Source organism: Limimaricola sp. AA108-03, from assembly GCF_050847355.1.
Taxonomy (GTDB): domain Bacteria; phylum Pseudomonadota; class Alphaproteobacteria; order Rhodobacterales; family Rhodobacteraceae; genus Limimaricola.
The window spans coordinates 72,287-89,467 of record NZ_CP193755.1; the positions used below are offsets into that span (position 1 = coordinate 72,287).

Here is a 17,181-nt window from a genome sequence, read left to right on the forward strand (position 1 = left end):
ACCGCCCCTCCCCGGCAGTCCGGTTCGCGCCGCGCGCCCCGGGGCACGCGGCACCGTCAGAAGGCCGGTTCGGCCATGGGCGTCGGGGCCGGGCGGGTCTGCACCACCATGCGGCTGGCCAGAGCGTCGCAGGTCACCGTGACGATCTCGCCTTCATCGGTAAAGCGCACGATGCGGCTTTCGGAGGTCTCGGCCAGCACGGCCGGGCTCTGGCCGATCCGCGCCGCGGTCTCGTCGATCCGGGTCAGGCATTGCTGGAACGCCATCGGCACCGCCTGGTCGGCGGGGGCGGCGCTCGGCAGCGCGTCGCAACCGGCCAGCGCCGCGAGCCCGATCAATGCCAGGCCCGTCTTCCGTGCCGCTGCTGCCACCATGCCGTTTCTCCTGTCAATTCAATGCCGGCGCAGACTGCCGTGCCAATGCTGCCGCGTCCAGAGTCGATCAGCCGTCGCCGTCGCGCAGCAGCGCCATGAAGCCCGCGCGCATGCTGCGCTTGGTATAGGGCTTTTTCAGGGTCGGGGCGTCGGGATAGGCCGCGGTGATGTCCTCGGTCGCACCATAGCCGGTGGCGAGCAGGAACGGCACGCCGCGCGCGCGCAGCGTCTCGGCGACGGGCAGCGAGGTCTCGTTGCCGAGATTGACGTCGAGCAGCGCGAGATCGAACTGCTCGGCCTCGATCAGCCGCAGCGCCTCGCCGACGCCGTTCGCCATCGACACCGCAGCGCAGCCCAGCTCCGAGAGGATGTCGGACGCGTCCATGGCGATGATCATGTTGTCCTCGACCACCAGAGCCTTGCCCGCGAGCGTGAACGGGGTCTCGCCATCGTCCGGAGCCGCGTCGTCCCGGGCCGGGGCGGCCTCCGGCGCGGTCGCGACGAAGCGGGCGGGAATCCGGAAGCGGGCCTCGGCGCCGGTGAGCGCGAAGCGCAGCTCGGCATCGCCGCCGAGCTCGAAGGGGATCGAGCGTTCGATCACCGTGGTCCCGAAGCCACGCCCCTTGCCGGCGCGCAGCGGCGCGCCGCCGCGCTCGCGCCACTCGACGCGCAGATCGCCCTGCACATCGCGCGACAGCCCGACCTCGACCCAGCCATGCCCGTCCTTCAGCGCACCGTATTTCGCGGCGTTGGTGACCAGCTCGTGCACCACCAGCGCCAGCGTCGAAAAGGCCTCGGGCGTCAGGCCGACATCGGGCCCGGTGATCCGCACCCGGTCGCGCTGGGCCGCGATGAAGGCGTCGATCTCGGTCTCGATCAGAGTCTTGAGCGAGGCCGCCTCCCAGTCGGAACCGGTCAACTGGTCATGCGCGCGCGCCAGCGCGTCGATCCGGCCATCGACGAGGCGACTGTATTCCTCCACCGAGGTGACGCCGGAGCGGCTTTGCGACACCAGGCTGCGGATCAGGTTGAGGATATTGCGCACCCGGTGGTTCAGTTCGGCGATCAGCAGCTCCTGCCGCTCCTGCGCGCGCTTGCGCTCGGCGATGGAATCATCGGCGATCTTCAGCACCACCTCGAGCAGCGTGATCCGTAGCGTCTCGGCGGCGGCGATCTCGCTGTCGGTCCAGGGCGCACTCTGGTGGCGCACCGTCTCGGTCCAAGCCTCGAAGCTCTTGCGCGGCGTCAGCCGCAGCCCGTTCGGCCCGGTCGAGACCGGCTTGGCCGGATCGCCGGCCCAGGTGACCTCCTCGACCTGCTCGCGGCGGAACAGCACGATGTAGTCTCGCGGGCCGCGGCTGATCGGCAGCGCCAGGATCCCGGCGGCGCGGTTGGCAAAGCTCTCGGCCGCCGGGTAGCGATCGATCAGCCGGTCGGTGGCCTCGACATGCCCGGCATGGGTGGAATGGAGGTGGCGCAGCAGCCCCGCGAACTCCTCGCCGGTAGTGGTCGCGCCGATCGCGTGGTAGCGGTCGTTGATCCAGATCGCGATGCCGTCGAAAGGGATAACCTCGCCGATCTCTCCGGCGATTTTCTTGAAGTTGTCGGCGATGGCGGTGCTGTCGGTCATCCGCGCCAGAAGCGAGGTATGCAGCACCCGTGCCTTGGCGGCCTGCGCGCGCTCGGCCTCGTTCTCCAGAGCGGCGATCTCGTAGGAGAGCAGCTGCGTGAACAGCTCCACCGCCGAGCGCTTTTCGTAGTCGAGGTAATGCGGCGTCCCGTGATGGCAGGCGATCAGCCCCCACAGCTTGCCGTCGCGCAGGATCGACACCGACATCGAGGCCGCGACGCCCATGTTGCGCAGGTATTCGAGATGGATCGGCGAGACCGCCCGGGTCACGGAATGCGACAGGTCGATCCGCTCGCCCTCCGCCTCGGGGGCGGAGAGGATCGGCTGCGGCGGCGCGTCGACGTCGCGGATCAGCCGGATCGGGTTGCGCATGTAGAGCGCGCGCGCCTGCGGGGGGATGTCGCTCGCGGGGAAGCGCAGCCCGAGGAAGGGCGTCAGGCCCGGTGCCGCCGACTCGGCGATCACCTTGCCGCTGTCGTCGCGCTGGAACTGGTAGATCATCACCCGGTCGAAGCCGGTGAGCGCCTTCATCGCCCGCGCAGCCTCGCGCGCCATGCGGCCGATATCCGGCTGGCGGCGCAGCCGGGCCACCAGCGGCTGCACCAGCGACATCTCGTCCCGTGCGCCGCCCTCGGTCTTGGGTTCGAACTCGAACAGGTAATAAGGCTCGGACAGATGCACCGAGACGTCGAAGGCCCGGCCGTCTTCGAACAGGTCGATCCCGTAGATCCGCGCCGCCCCGGCGCCGTGGCCCAGCATCTGCAGGCGACCGCGCAGATCATGCGTCACGTCCCGCGGGAACAGATCGGCCAGCGACGTTCCGATCATCGCCTGCGCCTCATGGCCGAGCATCTCGCCGGTATTGGCCGAGGCGTGCCGGACCACCCAGTCCCGCGAAACGGCGATCAGGCAGCCATAGGGCTGCACATGGCCGAGGAACTGGATCTGTTCCTTCTCGCAATTGCTGAGGTCGACCGGCGCATCGGCCAAGGAATCGGTCATTCAGGCGGTCCGTTCGGTCAGAGGGGCGGGCGTAGCCCGAGGCGGCAGGGCGGCATCCTGCCCCGCCGTCAGAAAGAGATCAAACAACCCGCCGGCCTCGGCGATCACGCGGTCTGCTTCCGTACCGAGACCGGGCTGCGCGCTCGCCTGCAAGCAGAAGGCGCGCCACTCTGCGGCCATCGGCGGCAGCGACAGGTAGCTGCCGGCGGCGTGCAGTTCCGGATCGCGCCCTGCCTCCCAGCGGCGTCGCAAGAGCTGGCTGCCCAGACGCGAGCCGAGCAGTACGTAGTCCTGCGCCATCGGCTGGCTCAATCTGCAGGGCGCAAGCGCCTGTAAGGACTCGTGGCCGAGCCGGTCGAGATCGGTGTCGAGCGCCGCGATCATCCGGTCGAGCAGCGGCTGACCGGTCAGGCCGCCGGGTGCGGGGCGGATCGCCGCGAAGGCGGCGCGATGCGCGGCGAGAAAGCCCGACAGGCCGGGCCGGGTCGTCAGGTCGAAGCGGGAGAAGCAGGCATCGAGCCGCTCGTGACGCGGGGCGAGATCCTCTCGCAACCGGCTTCGCAGCGGCGTCTGGTGCATCGTCAAGATCGGTGGTCCCTCGTCGGTGAACACGTCGAAAGCTCGTGTTTCACACCAGCAAACATGTCAACGCCGGAGCAGATCAAGTGGTTCCAGCAGGCGAAGTTTTTTGTTTCCGATGCATCGCGGTGCGATGCCGCTGTTTCCGGCACCGCGGATCGGCTTAGCTTCGCCCCATGCTGTTGCGATTACGGGACCTGCACAAGAGTTTCACCGGAGCCGAGGGGCCGGTGCCGGTGCTGCGGGGCGTCGATCTCGACCTCGAAGCGGGCGAGAGCCTCGCCCTGACCGGCGAAAGCGGCTCCGGCAAGTCGACCCTGCTGCATCTCGTGGGCGGGCTCGACCGGCCCGATTCGGGCTGCATCGCGCTCGACGGCGCCCGGGTCGAGGCGCTCGACGATTCGGGGCGCGCGGCGCTCAGGCGCGGCACCGTGGGCGTGGTGTTCCAGCAGTTCAACCTGATCCCGTCGCTCAGCGTCGGCGACAACATCGCCTTCCAGGCGCGGCTTGCCGGACGGCATGATGCAAGGCGGGCGATGATGCTGGCCGAGCGGCTCGGCCTCGCGCCGCAGCTGTCGAAATACCCCGAACAGCTTTCGGGCGGCCAGCAGCAGCGCACCGCGATCGCCCGCGCCCTTGCCGCGCGGCCGCGCCTCGTGCTGGCGGACGAACCCACCGGCAATCTCGACGAAACCACCGCCGAGGCGGTGCTGGGCGCGATGCTGGAGCTCGTCTCCGAAACCGGCGCGGCGCTGCTGATGGTCACACATTCCGAGCATCACGCCGCCCGCATGGGGCGGCGGCTGCACCTGCATGCGGGGCGGATCGCGTGACCCGGACGGTCCTGCTGGCGCTCCTGTCGCATTGGCGCCGCGCGCCGCTGCAACTCTTCACCCTGATCGCCGGTCTGGCACTGGCGACCGGGCTGTGGTCCGGGGTGCAGGCGATCAATGCCGAGGCCCGCGCGAGCTACGATGCCGCCGCCGCGACGCTGGGCGAGGGGCGCTACGCGCGGGTCGAGGCGGCGGCGGGGGGCGAGATCGCTCTGGCGGATTACGTGGCGCTGCGCCGCGCCGGCTGGCAGGTGAGCCCGGTGGTGCAGGGACGGCTCGGCGGCGCCAAGCTGGTGGGGATCGAGCCGCTGACCGCGCCCGGCGGCATCGGACCGGCAGCCGAGGACGCCGACATCGCCGCTTTTCTCACCGGCGCCGGGCAGGTCTTCGGCCGGGCCGAGGTGCTGGAGGCGCTGCCCGGGATCGACGCCGAGAAGGTGGTCGCGCCCGACACCGCGCCGGGCACCGTGGTCACCGACATCTCGGTCGCGCTGCGGCTATTGGACCGGGCCGGCTTCGACGCGCTGATCGTTGCGCCCCGGCAGCCTCTGGGTCGTCCCGCGCTCGAGGAGATCGCCCCCGATCTGGCGTTGCGCCCGCCACAGGCGGGCTCCGAGGTGGGCCGGCTCACCGACAGCTTCCACCTCAACCTCACCGCCTTCGGCCTTCTGTGCTTCGCGGTCGGCATCTTCATCGTGCATGGCGCGGTCGGGCTCGCCTTCGAGCAGCGTCGCCCGGTGCTGCGCACGATGCGGGCGCTGGGCGTGCCGCTGCGCCGCCTCGTGGCGCTGATGATGGCCGAGCTTCTGGGCTTCGCGCTGATCGCGGGCACGCTTGGGGTGGGGCTGGGCTGGCTACTGGCGGCACAGCTTCTGTCCGATGTGGCAGCGACGCTGCGCGGGCTTTACGGGGCCGAGGTGGCGGGCGGGCTGCGGCTGCGCCCGGTCTGGTGGCTCTCGGGGCTCGGCATCGCGGTTCTGGGCACCGGCTTCGCCGCCGGGGCGGCGCTGTGGCGGCTGGCGCGAATGCCGCTTCTGGCGGCGGGCGGGCGCCGGGCCTGGGCCATGGCCGATGCGCGCTCCGCCCGATGGCAGGGCGGCGCGGCGCTGGGGCTGATCGGCGTGGCGGTGGGGCTGGCGCTTTGGGGCGAAGGGCTAGTGGCGGGCTTCGGCCTTCTGGGCGCGGGACTCGTCGGCGCGGCGCTGGCCCTGCCGGTGGTGCTGGGCGCGGTTCTGGCCATCGCGGCGCGGCTGGCGCGCGGCCCGCTGGCCCAGTGGTTCTGGGCCGATACGCGCCAGCAGCTTCCGGGGCTGTCGCTGGCGCTGATGGCGCTGCTTCTGGCGATGGCCGCCAATATCGGCGTCTCCACCATGGTCAGCTCGTTCCGTCAGACCTTCACCGGCTTTCTCGATCAGCGCCTCGCGCCGGAGCTCTACATCGAGACCGCCGATGATGATCAGGCCCGCGCGATTGAGGCCTTTCTCGCGCCGCGCGTGCGCTCGGTCCTGCCGCTGGCCTCGGTCGAAACCGAGGTCGCGGGTCTGCCGGTGGAGTTGAACCTCGCGCGGCCGGACCCGACCTATCCGCAGAACTGGCGCTTCCTGCAGGCGGTGGACCGCCCTTGGGAGCAGCTCGCCGCGGGTGAGGGGGTGCTGGTCAACGAGCAGCTCGCGCGCCGTGCCGGATTGAGCTTGGGCGATCCGGTCCGGCTCGGGCCGGACACGGTGCTGCCGGTGCTGGGCATCCATGGCGATTACGGCAACCCGGTGGGGCAGGTGATCGTCACCGAGGCCCTGTTCGCCGAGTTGCACCCGGAGGTGGTGCCGCGCCGCTTCGGCCTCAGGCTCGACCCGGACGAGGTGCCGGCGATCCGCGCCGCGCTGGTGGCCGAGGGACTGCCGGAGGGCGCGATCACCGATCAGGCGGCGGTGAAGCGCTTTTCGATGCAGGTGTTCGAGCGCACCTTCGCCGTAACGGCGGCGCTCAACGTGCTGACGCTCGCCGTCGCGGGCTTCGCGATCCTGATGTCGCTGCTGACGCTGGCGGCGCTGCGCCTGCCGCAGCTTGCCCCGGTCTGGGCGCTGGGGCTGACGCGGCGGCGGCTGGCGGCGCTGGAGATGGTCCGCGCGGTGCTGCTGGCGGCGCTGACCGCGCTGATGGCGCTGCCGCTCGGGCTGGCGCTGGCCTGGGTGCTGCTCTCGGTGGTCAATGTCGCGGCCTTCGGCTGGCGGCTGCCGATGTTCCTGTTTCCGTGGGATTATGCGCGGCTCGGGCTGTCCGCTCTGGTCGCGGCCGGGCTTGCGGCGCTGTGGCCCGCGATCCGGCTGGCCCGCACGCCGCCCGCCGCCCTGCTAGGGGTCTTCGCCAATGAACGCTAGGGTTCTCGTTCTCCTCTGCCTGCCGGGTCTGGCCCATGCGCAGGGCTTCGCGGGCCTCGGCGGCGAGGCGGGCGGCTTCGCCCTGCCGGATCCCTCCGTCGCCCCGGCGTTTCCCGAGGATCACGGGGCCCATCCCGACTACCGGATCGAGTGGTGGTACGTCACCGCCAACCTGACCGGCCCCGACGGCACGCCCTACGGGCTGCAATGGACCCTGTTCCGCTCGGCGCTGGCCCCGCGCGAGGCCGAGGGTTTCGCCAGCCCGCAGATCTGGCTCGGCCATGCCGCCGTCACCACGCCCGAGCGCCATCTCTTCACCCAGCGGCTGGCGCGGGGCGGCATCGGTCAGGCGGGGGTCGAGGCCGCGCCCTTCGCGGCATGGATCGACGACTGGCGCATGGCGGGGCCGGATTTCGACAATCTCGACCTCGCGGCCAGCGGCCCGGACTTCGGCTATGATCTGTCGATGTCCGCCACCGGGCCCTTGGTCCTGCATGGCGAGGCGGGCTACTCGGTGAAGTCCGGCGAGGGGCAGGCCTCCTATTACTACTCGCAGCCCTTCTTCGCGGTGGAGGGGATGCTGAGGCTGCCCGACGGCCCGGTCGAGGTCGGCGGCCATGCCTGGTTCGACCATGAGTGGTCCTCGCAGCCGCTGTCGGAGCGCCAGACCGGCTGGGACTGGTTCTCGCTTTCCTTCGAGGGCGGTGCCAAGCTGATGGGCTTCCAGCTTCGCGAAAACGATGCGGCAGGCTACAGTTACGCCAGTTGGATCGCGCCGGACGGGACGCTCACCCCCTATGTGGGTGACTTCGAGGCCGAACCGCTGGAGATGGCGTCGCTCGACGGGGTGGAGGTGCCGGTGCGCTGGGCGGTGCGGTTGCCGCAACGGGAGGTCGCGGTCGAGGTGACGGCGCTGAACCCGGCGGCATGGAACGCGCTGTCGCCCCCTTACTGGGAGGGGCCGGTGACGGTAACGGGGAGCCATGAGGGCAGGGGATATCTGGAGATGACGGGTTATGAGTGACATCACGACGCTTTCGGGGCTGCTCGATCTGGTGCGCGCGCGTATCAGGGCGGGTCTCGTGGACCGAGACGCGGCGGCGCGGCTGCCGGTGCTGGCAACGCGCGACGCGCAGGGCTGGCCCTCGGCGCGCACCATGGTGCTGCGCGGCTTCGACGCGGCCGACTGGACGCTCGACCTGCATTCCGATGCCGACGCCGCCAAGGTGCTGCAGCTGACCGACGGGCCGCGTGCGGCGCTGCATGTCTGGGACGCCGAAGCGTCGTTGCAGGTGCGGATGCGGGCGCATGTCGTGCGGCTGCCGCATGAGGAGGAGAAGACGCTTTGGGAAGAGGTGCCCGAGGAGGCCCGCGCCCGCTACGGCACGGTGCCGCCGCCCGGCACACCGATCGCCTCGGCCGAGGCTTGGCATCCGAACCCGCGCCCGGCCCGCTTCGCGGTGCTGCGCGCGCGGGTGCTTCGGATCGAGGCGCTGCATCTCGGCGAGATCCACCGCCGCGCCCGCTTCGAGCGCGAGGAGGGCTGGCAGGGCAGCTGGCTGGTGCCGTGAGCGCGAGCGGCTCTGGCGCGGAGAAGGGCGGGGCGATAGATCCCCGCGCATGACGCCCCTCATCCCCCTGACCCGCGACCTCGTTCTGATCGGCGGCGGCCACGCCCATGCGCTGGTGCTCAAGCGGTGGGGCATGAACCCGCTGCCGGGCGTGCGCCTGACACTGATCGATCCCGGCCCGCTTACCGCCTATTCCGGCATGCTGCCGGGCTATGTGGCGGGGCATTACGACGCCGACACCCCGCAGATCGATCTGGTGCGGCTGGCGCGCTTCGCGGGGGCGCGGCTGATCCTCGGCCGGGCCGAGGGGCTGGATCTCGCCGCGCGCGAGGTGATCGTCGGCGCGCGGCGCATCGGTTTCGACGCGGCCTCCTTCGATGTCGGCGTGACCAGCCAGATGCCTCAGGTCGCGGGCTTCGCCGAACACGGCGTACCGGCCAAGCCGCTGGGGCGGCTGGCTCGCGACTGGGGCGTCTTTCGGGCGGGCGACGGCCCGGCCCGCGTGGCGGTGATCGGCGGCGGCGTCGCCGGGGCCGAGCTGACCATGGCGGCCGCCTTCGGACTGCGGCACCGCGAGGCGCAGGTGACGGTGATCGACAAGGACCGGTTGCTTTCGGAGACCTCCGACGGCGCCCGCCGCATCGTGCTGGACCGGATGGCGCGGCTCGGCATCGAGGTGGTCGAGAATGCCGGCGTCGCGCGGATCGAAGCCGACCGGGTGCTGCTCGAGGATGGGCGCGAGATCGCCTCCGACTTTACCATCGGCGCCGCCGGGGCACGGCCGCAGGGCTGGCTGGCCGGGACCGGGCTGGCGCTCGATGACGGCTTCATCCAAGTCGCGCCGACGCTGGAGACCAGCGCGGCCGGTGTCTTCGCCGTGGGCGACTGCGCGCATATGGTCCGGACCCCGCGCCCCAAGGCCGGGGTCTATGCGGTGCGGCAGGCGCCGATCCTGCATCACAACCTGCGCGCCGCGCTCTCGGGCGGGACGATGCGCGATTACCGGCCGCAGAAGGACTATCTCAAGCTGGTCTCGCTGGGCGACAAATCCGCGATGGCCGAGAAATGGGGGCGCGCCGTGGCGCATCCGGTGCTCTGGCGCTGGAAGGACCGGATCGACCGCAAGTTCATGAACAAGCTGTCCGAGTTGCCGGAGATGGCCGCGCCGAAGCTGCCCGACCCCTTGGCCGAAGGGGTGGTCGAGGCGCTCGGGGACAAGCCGATGTGCGGCGGCTGCGGTGCCAAGGTCGGGCGCGGCGCGCTGCGCGAGGCGCTGGCCGGTCTGCCCATGCGCGCCCGCGAGGACGTGCTGCCACTGCCCGGCGACGATGCCGGGCTGATCGTCACCGGCGGCGCCAAGCAGGTGATCTCGACCGACCACCTGCGCGCCATGGTCGAGGATCCCGACCGGATGACCCGGATCGCGGCGATCCACGCGCTGGGCGATGTCTGGGCCATGGCCGCGAAGCCGCAGGCCGCGACGGTGAGCCTGATCCTGCCGCGCATGAGCGCCGAGATGCAGCGCCGCACCATGGCCGAGATCATGGCCGCGGCGCGCGAGGTGATGGATGCGGCCGGCGCGCATATCCTCGGCGGCCACAGCTCGCTCGGCTCGGAGCTGACCGTGGGCTTTACCGTCACCGGCCTCTGCGAGGACGAGCCGGTGACGCTGGCGGGCGCGCGGCCCGGCGCGGCGCTGATCCTCACCAAGCCAGTGGGATCGGGCACCATCATGGCCGCCGAGATGGCGCGGGCGGCTCCGGGGCGGGTCGTGGCCGGGGCATGGAAGGCGATGCTGCGGCCGCAGGGTCGGGCCTCGGCGATCCTCGCAGGGGCGCAGGCGATGACCGACGTGACCGGCTTCGGCCTCGCCGGCCATCTCTCGGGGATCTGCGAGGCGAGCGGCTGCGGCGCCGAGCTGCGCGTCGCCGATGTGCCGCTGATGGAGGGGGCACTGGAACTGGCCGAAACGGGCACGCGCTCGACGCTCTTCGCCGACAACATGGCCGGGGCGGGGGCGGTCATCATCGGCGCGGGCGGGCCGCGTGCCGACCTGATGTTCGACCCGCAGACCGCCGGGGGGCTGCTCGCCGCCGTCGATGCGGCGCAGGCCGAGCGGCTGCTCGCCGAGCTGCGCGCGGCGGGATACCCGGCGGCGCTGATCGGGCGGATGACCGAAGGTGTGGGGCTGCGGCTGGTCTGAACCGGTGCGGCGACCTGCCCTGCGGGGTGCATGGGTGAGCCGTCGGATTGCGTATTTGTAGAACAAAGTTGCCCATGGCGCGCGACCCGGCTTGCGCAGGCGCCGTCCCCGGCGTAATCCCGCGCGCCATGTTCACCGTCGCCGCCCTCTATCATTTCGCGCCCCTCTCGGACGCGCCCGAGCGCCGCGAGGCGCTGCTCGAATTCTGCGCCGCGCGCGGGATCATCGGCACGCTGATCCTCGCGGCCGAGGGGATCAACGGTACCGTCGCCGCCGCGGACCGCGACGCGATACTCGACCTGATCGCGCATCTGCGTGGCTGGCCGGGATTCGCGGGGCTCGAATGGAAGGAGAGCGACGCCGAGATCGCCCCCTTCCGCCGTCTCAAGGTTCGGCTCAAGCGGGAGATCGTCACCATGGGCCAGCCCGGCGTCGACCCGCTGGGGCAGGTCGGCACCCATGTCGATCCCGCCGAGTGGAACGCCCTGATCTCCGCCCCCGATGTCGCGGTGATCGACACGCGCAACGGCTACGAGGTCGCGGTGGGCAGCTTCGAGGGCGCGGTGGATCCCGGCACCGCGAGCTTCCGCGAGTTTCCCGACTGGTGGGAGGCCAACCGCGAGGCGCTCGCGGGCAAGCGCATCGCCATGTTCTGCACCGGCGGCATCCGCTGCGAGAAATCGACCTCGTTTCTCAAGGCGCAGGGGGTGGAGGACGTGTTCCACCTCAAGGGCGGCATCCTGAAATACCTCGAAGAGGTGCCCGCCGGGCAGAGCCTGTGGCGCGGCGAATGCTTCGTCTTCGACGAGCGCGTCGCGGTGGGCCACGGGCTGGCACCCGGCTCCCACGTGTTGTGCCGCGCCTGCCGGATGCCGGTCTCGCCGCGGGCGATGCGGGACCCGGCCTATGTGGAGGGCATCTCCTGCCCCGGCTGCATCGACGAGCGAAGCGATGCCGACCGTGCCCGCTATGCCGAGCGGCAGCGGCAATTGCACCGCTGATCCCCCTATACCTCCAACCGCCGCGACGTTAAGCAGGCGGTATGGATGCTGTCGTCATGTATCTGCGCGGCCTCGTGCCGGGGCGCCGCGCCGTCTTCGCCTTGACCATCGGTGCGCTGTCGGGCTGGCTCGCGAGCCTCGCGGGCATGCCGCTGCCATGGATGCTGGGACCGATGATCGGCAACACGCTGGCGGCGGTTCTGTCGCTGCCGGTGCGGGGGCCGGATCGGCTGCGGCCCTTCGTGATCCCGGTGATCGGCGTGATGCTCGGCTCGGCGATGCGGCCCGAGATGTTCGCCGCCGCCTCGCGCTATGCCGCGAGCTTCGCGCTCCTGCTGCCGTTCCTCGCGCTGACGGCGCTGGCTTCTTATGCCGTCTATCGCCGGATCGGGCGCTACGACCCGGTCACCGCCTTCTTTTCGGCGATGCCGGGCGGGCTCAACGACATGCTGATCCTCGGCGGCGCGGCGGGCGGCAACGAGAAGCGGATCGCGCTGGCCCATGCCGCGCGGGTGCTGCTCGTCATCCTCTTCGTGGTGCTGTTCTACGGCTACGCGCTCGACGTCAGCTCGGGCGAGGTGGCGCGTGGCACCGCCGCCTCGGCGCTGTCGCCGCTCGACTGGGCGCTTCTGGGGGCCGCGGCCGTGGCCGGGGTGCCGCTGGGCAAGTCACTGCGGCTGCCGGCGCCGCAGATCACCGGGCCGATGCTGCTGAGCGGGGCGCTGCATCTCGCCGGGCTCGTCACCGTGGCTCCGCCGGGATTCCTGATCGTGGTGGCGCAGCTGGTGATCGGCACGGTGATCGGCTGCCGCTTCATCGGGGTCGGCGCCCGCCAGATCGGCCGCGACCTGTCGCTGGGGGCGCTGTCATCGGTGGTGATGATCGGTGTCGCGGTGATCTTCGCCTGGGGGCTGAGCGCGATCACCGGGCTGCCGCTGTCGCTCAGCTTTCTGGGCTACTCGCCGGGCGGGCTCACCGAGATGAGCCTGCTGGCGCTGGCGATGGGGCAGGACGTGGCCTATGTCTCGGTCCTGCACCTGGTGCGGATCATGCTGGTGATCTTCGCCGCGCAGCCGATGTTCCGGCTGACGCGGCCCAGATTGGAGAGGGATCAGACCGGGGCGAAATCGCCGCGATCGGAATCGTAGCATTCGAGCCCGCCCGCGCCGATGTCGGTCCAGAGCCCGTGCAGCGTCAGCTTGCCCTGCTCGACCGCCGCCTTCACGTAGGGAAAGCTCATCAGGTTCTCGAGCGAGACCAGCACCGCCTGCTTTTCCAGCGCCGCGACGCGCTCGGCCTCGGTGCCCTCGGGCAGCCGCGCATAGCCGGGGCGCAGCAGGTCCATCCAGCGGCCCACGAAGCTCGACTTCTCTTCCAGGGCCGGGGCGTGGCCCTCGCACATGTCGAAGCAGCCGCGCACGCCACCGCAGCTGGAATGGCCGATCACGATGAGATGCGGCACCTTGAGCGCCGTCACCGCGTATTCGATCGCCGCCGAGGTGCCGTGCTGATTGCCGTCGGGGGCATAGGGCGGCACGAGGTTGGCGATGTTGCGGTGAATGAAGAACTCGCCCGGATCGGCACCGAAGATCGAGGTGACGTGCACCCGGCTGTCGCAACACGAGATCACCATGGCGCGCGGATGCTGGCCGTCATCGGCGAGCTTGCGGTACCAGGCGCTGTTCTCGGCATAGGCGGTCGCCTTCCAGCCGTGGTAGCGCTTCGTGAGGTAATCGGGGAGGGGTCTGGCGATGATCATCAGCGTCTCCATGCGTCGTTCCATTGCAAATAGGCGGAATTGAGCTTGGATTCGAGACATATCTCGCGGTCCGGGCAACGCTTTCCACATTGGGTGGCGTCAGACTCGACGCATGAGAGACGCCGACCGATCCCTTGATGCGCCATGCGCGCTTGCGCCGCGCCTGCCGCTGCCGGAGCCACCGCCCGAGGCGCTGATGCGGGCGCGACGGCTGGGCACGACGGGATCGGGCCGGCGGCGCGGGCCATCGCCGGCGCTCGACCTGTCGGTGCGGCTGAGCCGGATCGAGGCGCAGCTCGCCGCTTGCGCCTTCGGTCGGCTGCGCATCGAGGCGCGGGGGCTGCACCGGCTGGCGCTGCGGCTCGGTCTGTCCGAAATGGCCCGCGTCGCGGCCAGTGTCGAGGATTGCGCCGCCTCCGGCGACGCGGCGGCGCTCGGGGCGGTGGTGGCGCGGCTGTGGCGCATCGGGGCCGGGGCGCTGGCGGCGCTGCGCCGCCCGGGCTGAGGCGCGATCCCGGTTGCGGCTGCGGCAGGGCGGGCTAGTCTCGCCCCGACACCGCCGCCAAAGCCGCCCAAGGAGCAGGCCCATGCCCATGCCCGATTTCGCCGCCCCCGACTCGTCCGCCCTGCCGCTACGCCTCGTGACGCCCGAGGGACTGGACGCGGCACTGGCCGATCTGCCCGAGACCGCGCGCGGCTGGGCCGTGGCGCAGGGCTTCGGCGCAGGGGCGGGCGCGGTGCTGCCGCTGCCCGACGCCGCGGGCGGGCTGTGGGGCGCGCTGGTGGGCCTGGGCGACGACAAGGCACGGGCGCGGGGCCGCTTCGTCGCGGCGGGCGCCGCCTCGAAATTGCCCGAGGGGACCTATGCCCTCGACGCCGCCACCGACCCCGATCTTGCCCGGGAGACCGCCCTGGGATGGCTCCTGGAGAGCTACCGCTTCGACCGCTATGCCAAGCAGGCCGCGCCGAAGGCACGGCTGGTGGCGCCGAAGGGCGTCGATGCGGAGCGGCTGCGTGCCATCGCGGCGGGCGAGGTGCTGACCCGCGACCTGATCAACACCCCCGCTTCGGATATGGGCCCGGCCGAGCTGCAGGCCGCCGCCGCCGCTCTGGCGGAGCGCTTTGGCGCGCGGATGGCGGTGACCACCGGCGAGGAGCTTCTTGCGCGCAACCTGCCGCTGATCCACGCCGTGGGCCGGGCCGCCGCCGCCGATCGCGCGCCCCGGTTGATCGACATGCGCTGGGGCGAGAGCGGCCCGACGCTGACGCTGGTCGGCAAGGGGGTCTGCTTCGACACCGGTGGGCTCAATCTCAAGCCGGGCAGCTCCATGGGGCTGATGAAGAAGGACATGGGCGGCGCCGCCACCGTGCTGGGCCTCGCGCAGATGATCATGGCGCTGGGGCTGAAGCTGCGGCTGCGCGTGCTGATCCCGGCGGTCGAGAATTCGGTCTCGGCCGATGCCTTCCGCCCGGGCGATATCCTTGCCTCGCGCAAGGGCCTCAGCGTCGAGATCAACAACACCGATGCCGAGGGGCGGCTGGTGCTGGCCGATGCGCTGGCCATGGGGGCAGAGGAGAGTCCCGATCTGATGATCTCGATGGCGACGCTCACCGGCGCGGCGCGGGTCGCGGTCGGCCCCGATCTCGCGCCGTTCTATACCGATGCGGATGCCGACGCGGCGGCGATCTCGCGCGGCGCGGCGAAGGCGGCCGACCCGGTCTGGCGGATGCCGTTCCACGCTCCCTACGAGGCGATGATCGAGCCCGGTATCGCCGATCTCGACAACGCGCCCTCGGGCGGCATGGCGGGCTCGATCACCGCCGCGCTGTTCCTGCGCCGCTTCGCCGAACCGGTGCGCTACGCGCATTTCGACATCTACGGCTGGAACCCCAAACCGGCCCCGGCGCGGCCCAAGGGCGGCGTCGGCATGGGCGCGCGGGCGCTGCTCGAGGCGATGCCCGATCTCCTCGGGCTGGAATGAGCGCCATGGATCGCCGACTGATCCCGGCCAATGGCCGCGTCGCGGCGCTGGAACTGGCGGGCAAGATCGAGGCCGAGCGCTATGTACCGGCCGAGGGGGCGCGGGTGACACGTCCGGTGCTCGACCTGCTGGCCGCACCCGGCGGCGCCCGCGAGCGCCAGTTGCTGCTGGGCGAGGGCGTCGAGATCTTCGAGCGGCGCGATGGCTGGGCCTTCATCCGCGCCGGGCGCGATGGCTATTGCGGCTATGTCGAGGAGCCGAGCCTCGGCGCGCCCCGCGCGGCGACCCATATCGTCGCGACACCGGCCACCCATCTCTATGCCGAGGAGAGCATCAAGTCGCCCGACCTCGCGCATCTGAGCTTCGGCAGCCGGGTCACCGTGCTGCACGAGCGGCGCGAGCTGTTCGAGACGCCGGAGGGCTTCATCCCCAAGAAGCACCTGCGCGAAATCGATCGGCCCTTCTCCGACCCGGTGACGGTGGCGCAGATGTTCTTCGGCACACCCTATCTCTGGGGCGGCAATTCGCGGCTGGGCATCGATTGCTCGGGGCTGGTGCAGGCGGCGCTACTGGCCTGCGGCGTGGCCTGCCCCGGTGACAGCGACCTGCAGCAGGCGCTGGGCCGTGACGCCGAAGGCGAGGCGCCGCAGCGCGGCGACCTGTGGTTCTGGAAGGGGCACGTGGCGCTGATGGTGGATGCCGAGACGATCATCCATGCCAATGGCCATGCCATGGCCGTGACCTATGAGGGTGCGACCAAGGCCGCGCTTCGGATCGAGGCGCAGGGCGGCGGACCGGTGACGCATCGCCGCAGGCTCTGAGGGCTATTCGATCACCCGGAAGCGGCGCGCGTCGAAGACCTTGAGCACCTGGGCCAGCTCGTCGCCCCGGCGCAACACTTGCCCCTCGGGGCCAAGCACCGAGAACTGTCCCTGCCGGTGCCGCAGCTTCGGACGCTTCTCGATGCGGTAGAGCGGCGTTTCGGCGGTGCGGCGGAACACCGAGAACACCGCCATCTCGCGCAGGGAGGAGATCGCGTAGTCGCGCCATTCGCCCGCCGCGACCATGCGCCCGTATACGGAGAGGATGGGCCCCAGCTCGGTCCGGTGAAAGGCGACCTGTTCTGGCAGGCGGCCGGGAAACGGCGTGGGGGGCTGAAGCGTCATGCCCTCAGAGTTACGCGGGCGGGGCCTCTTTTCAAGCCCGGCCGCCGTCACGGGAGGGTGCGCCATGCGAATGCCGCGAAATCACCCTCCCCTTGGCCACCGCGCACCCCACCCGTGCCGCGGATCATCGGCACAAAGGGTTCAGCGGCAGGCCAACCGTCCCTTCGTGGCGATAATAGCCCCCACCTGACCCGCGATGGGGCGGGGCCTGTTTGCAGATCCGACACGGCCCGGGGGCGGGAACCTTGCCTCCGGGCCGTCCTCGTCTCCGGCGCGGGGCGAGCCAAGCCACGGCCATTCAGCCGCAATAGACCCGGGCGATCCGCTCCAGGGCGTCGATCTCGAAATTGATCCGGTCGGGGCGGAAATCCATCGTCACCACGTCCCCGGGCCGGATGATCCGCACCGGACCGAGGATCAGCTCGCGCTCGAGCGCGGTGACCGGCGCACCGACAAGTCTCTGACGCTCGGCCGCGCCGCAGGCGCCGGGCTCCGCCGCAGGTGGGGACGGGACCGGTTCGGGCGCCGGAGGATAGGCCGCGCAGGCCGCGAGGAGCAGGGGCAGGATCAGGTATCGCATGGGGCCGAGCCTGACCCGGCGCACGGTCCCGCGCAAGAGGCTGCGGCATTGATCTCGGCCGCGCTTTCCGCGACCTTGACGCGGAAGCGCGTCGCCTTCCCGGCGCGTGCCAACACGGAGGTC

Annotated in this window: 16 protein-coding genes; 10 read left to right on the forward strand and 6 right to left on the reverse strand. The window is 71.1% G+C overall.

Annotated features, from left to right (window positions below; genetic code table 11):
* Window positions 1-56: 56 nt before the first annotated feature.
* The 3 genes from ACRAQ3_RS00360 to ACRAQ3_RS00370 form a co-directional block, all read right to left on the reverse strand.
* The gene (locus ACRAQ3_RS00360; RefSeq protein ID WP_269395475.1) at window positions 57-374 is read right to left on the reverse strand and encodes a hypothetical protein; all 318 of its coding nucleotides are present in this window, start codon (window positions 372-374) and stop codon (window positions 57-59) included.
* 67 nt (window positions 375-441) lie between these two features.
* Window positions 442-3,006, reverse strand: coding sequence for an HWE histidine kinase domain-containing protein (locus ACRAQ3_RS00365; RefSeq protein ID WP_432255284.1), 2,565 nt, complete (start codon window positions 3,004-3,006; stop codon window positions 442-444).
* A complete protein-coding gene (locus ACRAQ3_RS00370) occupies window positions 3,007-3,591 on the reverse strand; it encodes a hypothetical protein (protein WP_269395477.1) in 585 nt (194 codons plus the stop codon).
* A 170-nt stretch (window positions 3,592-3,761) separates the two neighbouring features.
* On the opposite strand from ACRAQ3_RS00370, the gene ACRAQ3_RS00375 reads away from it, so the two are divergent.
* From ACRAQ3_RS00375 to ACRAQ3_RS00405, 7 genes are all read left to right on the forward strand, one after another.
* Window positions 3,762-4,418 (forward strand): ABC transporter ATP-binding protein, encoded by a 657-nt coding sequence (locus ACRAQ3_RS00375; RefSeq protein WP_432255285.1) that lies wholly within the window; start codon window positions 3,762-3,764, stop codon window positions 4,416-4,418.
* On the forward strand, window positions 4,415-6,796 hold the full coding sequence (locus ACRAQ3_RS00380) for an FtsX-like permease family protein (RefSeq protein WP_432255286.1): 2,382 nt from the start codon (window positions 4,415-4,417) through the stop codon (window positions 6,794-6,796). Before ACRAQ3_RS00375 ends, ACRAQ3_RS00380 begins: the two co-directional genes overlap by 4 nt.
* Complete coding sequence (locus ACRAQ3_RS00385; RefSeq protein ID WP_432255287.1) at window positions 6,786-7,820, forward strand: lipocalin-like domain-containing protein; 1,035 nt, start codon at window positions 6,786-6,788, stop codon at window positions 7,818-7,820. Before ACRAQ3_RS00380 ends, ACRAQ3_RS00385 begins: the two co-directional genes overlap by 11 nt.
* Window positions 7,813-8,367 (forward strand): pyridoxamine 5'-phosphate oxidase family protein, encoded by a 555-nt coding sequence (locus tag ACRAQ3_RS00390; RefSeq protein WP_432255288.1) that lies wholly within the window; start codon window positions 7,813-7,815, stop codon window positions 8,365-8,367. The genes ACRAQ3_RS00385 and ACRAQ3_RS00390 overlap by 8 nt, the downstream gene beginning before the upstream one ends.
* 49 nt (window positions 8,368-8,416) lie before the next feature.
* Window positions 8,417-10,570: a selenide, water dikinase SelD gene (gene selD, locus ACRAQ3_RS00395; protein ID WP_432255289.1), complete on the forward strand. Its 2,154-nt coding sequence runs from the start codon at window positions 8,417-8,419 to the stop codon at window positions 10,568-10,570.
* Window positions 10,571-10,698: 128 nt separating this feature from the next.
* Window positions 10,699-11,571, forward strand: coding sequence for a rhodanese-related sulfurtransferase (locus ACRAQ3_RS00400; RefSeq protein ID WP_432255290.1), 873 nt, complete (start codon window positions 10,699-10,701; stop codon window positions 11,569-11,571).
* A gap of 41 nt (window positions 11,572-11,612) precedes the next feature.
* Window positions 11,613-12,719, forward strand: a complete 1,107-nt coding sequence (locus ACRAQ3_RS00405) for an AbrB family transcriptional regulator (RefSeq protein WP_432255291.1) — start codon at window positions 11,613-11,615, stop codon at window positions 12,717-12,719.
* Here ACRAQ3_RS00405 and ACRAQ3_RS00410 read toward each other — a convergent pair.
* Complete coding sequence (locus ACRAQ3_RS00410) at window positions 12,683-13,354, reverse strand: carbonic anhydrase (protein ID WP_432255292.1); 672 nt, start codon at window positions 13,352-13,354, stop codon at window positions 12,683-12,685. The two genes, ACRAQ3_RS00405 and ACRAQ3_RS00410, sit on opposite strands and share 37 nt — an antisense overlap.
* 88 nt (window positions 13,355-13,442) lie before the next feature.
* Between ACRAQ3_RS00410 and ACRAQ3_RS00415 the strand changes: the two genes are divergently transcribed.
* From ACRAQ3_RS00415 to ACRAQ3_RS00425, 3 genes are all read left to right on the forward strand, one after another.
* Complete coding sequence (locus tag ACRAQ3_RS00415; RefSeq protein ID WP_269395485.1) at window positions 13,443-13,835, forward strand: hypothetical protein; 393 nt, start codon at window positions 13,443-13,445, stop codon at window positions 13,833-13,835.
* An 82-nt stretch (window positions 13,836-13,917) separates the two neighbouring features.
* Window positions 13,918-15,312: a leucyl aminopeptidase family protein gene (locus tag ACRAQ3_RS00420; RefSeq protein WP_432255293.1), complete on the forward strand. Its 1,395-nt coding sequence runs from the start codon at window positions 13,918-13,920 to the stop codon at window positions 15,310-15,312.
* Between the two features lie 5 nt (window positions 15,313-15,317).
* Window positions 15,318-16,133, forward strand: a complete 816-nt coding sequence (locus ACRAQ3_RS00425) for an NlpC/P60 family protein (RefSeq protein ID WP_432255294.1) — start codon at window positions 15,318-15,320, stop codon at window positions 16,131-16,133.
* A 3-nt stretch (window positions 16,134-16,136) separates the two neighbouring features.
* Here the strand turns inward: ACRAQ3_RS00425 and ACRAQ3_RS00430 are convergent, their stop codons facing one another.
* Together ACRAQ3_RS00430 and ACRAQ3_RS00435 are read right to left on the reverse strand one after the other, a co-directional pair.
* Window positions 16,137-16,478 (reverse strand): DUF2794 domain-containing protein, encoded by a 342-nt coding sequence (locus ACRAQ3_RS00430; RefSeq protein WP_269395488.1) that lies wholly within the window; start codon window positions 16,476-16,478, stop codon window positions 16,137-16,139.
* Between the two features lie 298 nt (window positions 16,479-16,776).
* Window positions 16,777-17,058, reverse strand: coding sequence for an I78 family peptidase inhibitor (locus tag ACRAQ3_RS00435; RefSeq protein ID WP_269395489.1), 282 nt, complete (start codon window positions 17,056-17,058; stop codon window positions 16,777-16,779).
* Window positions 17,059-17,181: the final 123 nt, after the last annotated feature.

What these genes read in the sequence shown, in the direction of transcription:
- selD (WP_432255289.1), top strand. Translation starts at nt 8,417, where the DNA reads ATGACGCCCCTCATCCCCCTGACCCGCGACCTCGTTCTGATCGGCGGC.
- ACRAQ3_RS00390 (WP_432255288.1), top strand. Translation starts at nt 7,813, where the DNA reads ATGAGTGACATCACGACGCTTTCGGGGCTGCTCGATCTGGTGCGCGCG.
- ACRAQ3_RS00435 (WP_269395489.1), bottom strand. Translation starts at nt 17,058, where the DNA reads ATGCGATACCTGATCCTGCCCCTGCTCCTCGCGGCCTGCGCGGCCTAT.
- ACRAQ3_RS00365 (WP_432255284.1), bottom strand. Translation starts at nt 3,006, where the DNA reads ATGACCGATTCCTTGGCCGATGCGCCGGTCGACCTCAGCAATTGCGAG.
- ACRAQ3_RS00415 (WP_269395485.1), top strand. Translation starts at nt 13,443, where the DNA reads ATGAGAGACGCCGACCGATCCCTTGATGCGCCATGCGCGCTTGCGCCG.
- ACRAQ3_RS00400 (WP_432255290.1), top strand. Translation starts at nt 10,699, where the DNA reads ATGTTCACCGTCGCCGCCCTCTATCATTTCGCGCCCCTCTCGGACGCG.
- ACRAQ3_RS00425 (WP_432255294.1), top strand. Translation starts at nt 15,318, where the DNA reads ATGGATCGCCGACTGATCCCGGCCAATGGCCGCGTCGCGGCGCTGGAA.
- ACRAQ3_RS00385 (WP_432255287.1), top strand. Translation starts at nt 6,786, where the DNA reads ATGAACGCTAGGGTTCTCGTTCTCCTCTGCCTGCCGGGTCTGGCCCAT.
- ACRAQ3_RS00405 (WP_432255291.1), top strand. Translation starts at nt 11,613, where the DNA reads ATGGATGCTGTCGTCATGTATCTGCGCGGCCTCGTGCCGGGGCGCCGC.
- ACRAQ3_RS00420 (WP_432255293.1), top strand. Translation starts at nt 13,918, where the DNA reads ATGCCCATGCCCGATTTCGCCGCCCCCGACTCGTCCGCCCTGCCGCTA.
- ACRAQ3_RS00375 (WP_432255285.1), top strand. Translation starts at nt 3,762, where the DNA reads ATGCTGTTGCGATTACGGGACCTGCACAAGAGTTTCACCGGAGCCGAG.
- ACRAQ3_RS00360 (WP_269395475.1), bottom strand. Translation starts at nt 374, where the DNA reads ATGGTGGCAGCAGCGGCACGGAAGACGGGCCTGGCATTGATCGGGCTC.
- ACRAQ3_RS00410 (WP_432255292.1), bottom strand. Translation starts at nt 13,354, where the DNA reads ATGGAACGACGCATGGAGACGCTGATGATCATCGCCAGACCCCTCCCC.
- ACRAQ3_RS00430 (WP_269395488.1), bottom strand. Translation starts at nt 16,478, where the DNA reads ATGACGCTTCAGCCCCCCACGCCGTTTCCCGGCCGCCTGCCAGAACAG.